The following is a 3,433-nucleotide window of genomic DNA, read 5'->3' on the forward strand; positions in this document are numbered from 1 at the left end:
GCTATGCCCATGATGCCCAGAGCGGCCGCGTCGATCCCAACCGGATGACCGGCTACTATGATTTCCCGGCCAAGCCGCTGGACATGGACGGCGTGCTGAAGACGCTTGCGCACACGCAGGAGGTTCGCACCTATCTGGAATCGCGCCATCCGCAGAACGCGGAGTATCAGGCGCTGCGCGTCGAGCTGGAAGCGCTGCAGGCCAGCGAGGAAAACGAGATCGTCGTCGACCCCAAGCTGTTGCTGAAGCCAGGCGAGAGCAGTCCCGAACTGCCCAAGGTCCTGACGCTGATCGCGCGCAACCTAGATGACGAGATGGGCGGCGACTATGGCGAGGTCCTTGCCAGGCTGGGCAAGAGCGAGCTCTACGATCCCGAGCTGGTGCCTGTCATCAAGGCGGTGCAGAAGCGGGCCGGCATGAAGGGTGACGGCGTGATCGGTCCGCGTACGGTGGCGTCGCTCGCCGGAACTTCCAAAGCCGACAAGATCACCAAGGTCGAGGTCGCGCTGGAAGAGTTGCGCTGGCTACCGTCCGATCTCGGCAGCCCGCGTGTCTTCATCAACCAGCCGGCCTTCACCGCCGCCTATATCGACAATGGCGAGGAGAAGCTGAAAACCCGCGCGGTCGTCGGCAAGGTTACCAACCAGACGGCTTTCTTCTACGACCAGATCGAACAGGTCGATTTCCATCCCTATTGGGGGGTGCCGCAATCGATCATCGTCAATGAGATGCTGCCCAGGCTGCGCAACGATCCGGGCTATCTCGACCGTGCCGGCTATGAAGTGACGGATTCGAGCGGGCGGCGCGTGCCGTCATCGGCGGTCAATTGGGGCGCCTACGGCGCCAACATCCCCTACAGCGTGCGCCAGCAGCCGAGCGAGGCCAATGCGTTGGGTGAGCTGAAGATCCTGTTCCCCAACAAGCACGCCATCTACATGCATGACACGCCGCAGAAATCCTTCTTCGAGCGCGACATGCGCGCGCTCAGCCATGGCTGCGTGCGCTTGCAGGATCCGCGCGGCATGGCGGCGGCGGTGCTCGGCACCTCGGTCGACTACATCGCCGAGAAGTTGAAGCACGGTCATTCGACCGAAAAGGTGACCCGCACCATCCCTGTCTATGTCGCCTATTTCACCGCCTGGCCCGACATGTCCGGCAATGTCGAGTATTTCAACGACGTCTACGACCGTGACACGAGGCTGATGCAGGCGCTGGACGCGACCGAGGCGGTGCGCTCTCCGGCGAGCTAGCTCAGGCGCGCTCGAAGAGCGGGCGTCTGAAGCCGGCGTCGCGCCCGGCGATCAGCCAATAGATCAGGCCGGCGACCAGGCCGGCGGCGGCGATGATCCCAGTGTCGGCCCAGCGCTCGGGACTCTCAGGCGCGTCCGGCCAGATCAGCGTGAAACCTGCGGCCGCCGCAATGGCGCCGAAGACCATGTGCAGCAGGAAGCTGCGCAACGAGAAAAACTCCGCGATCAGGGCGAAGGCGAGGGTCTGCATCCACGTCAGGATGATCGTCAGGAAGTAGACGAACATGCCGAGCGGCGGCACCAGCAGCACGGCGATCGGGCTGACGCCCATGAGGTCGAAATAGGCCGGCGCGTTGGGCAGCGAACTGAGTATCCCATAGATCGCCGCTACTGCGATCAGCCCGACGAGAACGGCCACCAGATAGCCGGCAAGCATCATCAGGACGCGCTTCAATACGTGTTTTACCACTGCCCTGCACCCCCGTGCCCGCATCCGTGGAGCAGCAGTCAGCCATCAAAGCCGGTTTTGTGCAAGGGGAGGCGAGGCGACGACAGGCATCGCCGGTCCGCCGCGATCCGCAGAGAGTGCGCGGTGCGGAATGGTCGAATGGTGGCGGCGCAGCGTCCTATCTGGCCTCGCTCGGTTCTGCGGTCACCGGGTCGTAGGAGATTTCGACCTTCGCCTTGTCGGTCGTATAGTAGGTAACGGTGTAGACACCGCCGTCCCAGTCAACCTCCTTCACATAGCGGAAGTCAGGACGTTGCTCGACCTTGGCGATGATCTCCGACAGCTTCTTGGCGTTCGATGGCGGCAGCGGCCTTTCATCGGCCGCGAAGGCGGGTCCACCGAGGAGAAGAACCGCAAGGCCGGTCGTCAAAACAACAGTGCGCATGATTGCCCCTCATCTCGTGCTGGCATGGATGCCGTAAAGAACTCGCCCGCGTCCCTGTTGGTTCCGCCAGTGGAGTACAACGCCTGTTCCAGGGGCGGCCTGGCGACTGCGGGTGACGACGGAGCCATGTGCATTCGGCCCAGCTGAAATAGAGAAAATTCAGTAATTCCAATACGAAAGGGCGAGCTAACAATGCACAACCTGAGTAACAAACGGCTAACCATGCAAGCGGCCGCGCGCTGCGTTCAATTAGCTGATCGTAGTAGAGCTTTTGCGAAGACCCTGTTAGACTTGCTAACATAACAGGGTGGCAACGGCGCGCCGAGCCTGCCGACGATCATTCGTCGGCAAACGGTGAAGTGTTCAACAAAGCGGAAGTCGCCTGTGCTGGACCGCAAGCAGGGACCGGGGGCTTCGACCATGGCTGAACGGAACTACACCCGTCAGCTGGCGACCATCATTTCTATCGATGCCGTCGGATTCTCGCGGCTGATGGGCATCGACGACGAGTTGGCCGTCGCCGCTTTCGAGGAACGACGCGACATTATCGCCGATAGCTGCGTGGCGTTTGGCGGCCGGACTTTCGGCGACGCCGGCGACAGCATCATGGCCGAATTCGGCAATCCGATCGAAGCCTTGCGCGCCGCCTTCGATTTCCAGGGTAGGATCGTAGCGCTTAACGCCGCCGTCGCCGAGGACATGCGCATGCCGTTTCGCGCCGGCATCAACACCGGCGACGTCATCGTGCGCGAGGGCCGCCTCTATGGCGACGACGTCAACATCGCCGCCAGGCTGCAGGAGTTCGCGCCGCATGACGGCCTCGCCATTTCGGAGACGACATGGCACCACGTGAAGGACAAGACCGCGGCGGAATTCACCGACCTTGGCGAATTCATGCTGAAGAACATCGCGCTGCCGGTGCGGGTGATGATAGCGGGCCGCGGTGGCAATGCGTCGCCAGCGGCGCCGCTCGCCGCCATTTCGCCAGCCGTCAGCCAGCAAAAGTCGCCGCCCAAAGGCCCGCCGGCGATTGCCGTGCTGCCTTTCGCCGGCGATGGTGGCGAGCGCGACGTCGGCTACATGGCCGATGGCATCGCCGAGGACATTATCTACGGCCTCTCGAACACGAGATGGCTTTCAGTGATCGCCAAGAGCTCTAGCTTCCAATTTCGCGACGATAGCCTGGGCACGCGGGTAATCGGCAACGCGCTTGGCGCGCGCTACATCGTCAGCGGCACTCTGACGCGCAATGGCAGCCAGATCCGCCTCAACACCTCGCTTGCCGACACC

At 62.7% G+C, this 3,433-nt stretch carries 4 protein-coding genes; 2 read left to right on the forward strand and 2 right to left on the reverse strand.

From position 1 onward, the window contains the following. Positions 1 to 1,250 (forward strand): L,D-transpeptidase family protein (locus EOA33_RS28750; protein WP_127407179.1); only part of this gene is annotated, 1,250 nt, incomplete at its 5' end. 1 nt (position 1,251) lies between these two features. On the opposite strand, the gene EOA33_RS28755 is transcribed toward EOA33_RS28750, so the two are convergent. Both EOA33_RS28755 and EOA33_RS28760 read right to left on the reverse strand, forming a co-directional pair. Beyond that, positions 1,252 to 1,689 (reverse strand): hypothetical protein, encoded by a 438-nt coding sequence (locus EOA33_RS28755; RefSeq protein ID WP_189375465.1) that lies wholly within the window; start codon positions 1,687 to 1,689, stop codon positions 1,252 to 1,254. Positions 1,690 to 1,876: 187 nt separating this feature from the next. Further along, complete coding sequence (locus EOA33_RS28760; RefSeq protein ID WP_127407181.1) at positions 1,877 to 2,143, reverse strand: PepSY domain-containing protein; 267 nt, start codon at positions 2,141 to 2,143, stop codon at positions 1,877 to 1,879. Between the two features lie 420 nt (positions 2,144 to 2,563). On the opposite strand from EOA33_RS28760, the gene EOA33_RS28765 reads away from it, so the two are divergent. Further along, positions 2,564 to 3,433, forward strand: an 870-nt coding sequence (locus tag EOA33_RS28765; RefSeq protein WP_145989331.1) for an adenylate/guanylate cyclase domain-containing protein, incomplete at its 3' end; no start/stop codon positions are given.

Source organism: Mesorhizobium sp. M4A.F.Ca.ET.050.02.1.1, from assembly GCF_003997725.1.
Taxonomy (GTDB): Bacteria; Pseudomonadota; Alphaproteobacteria; order Rhizobiales; family Rhizobiaceae; genus Mesorhizobium.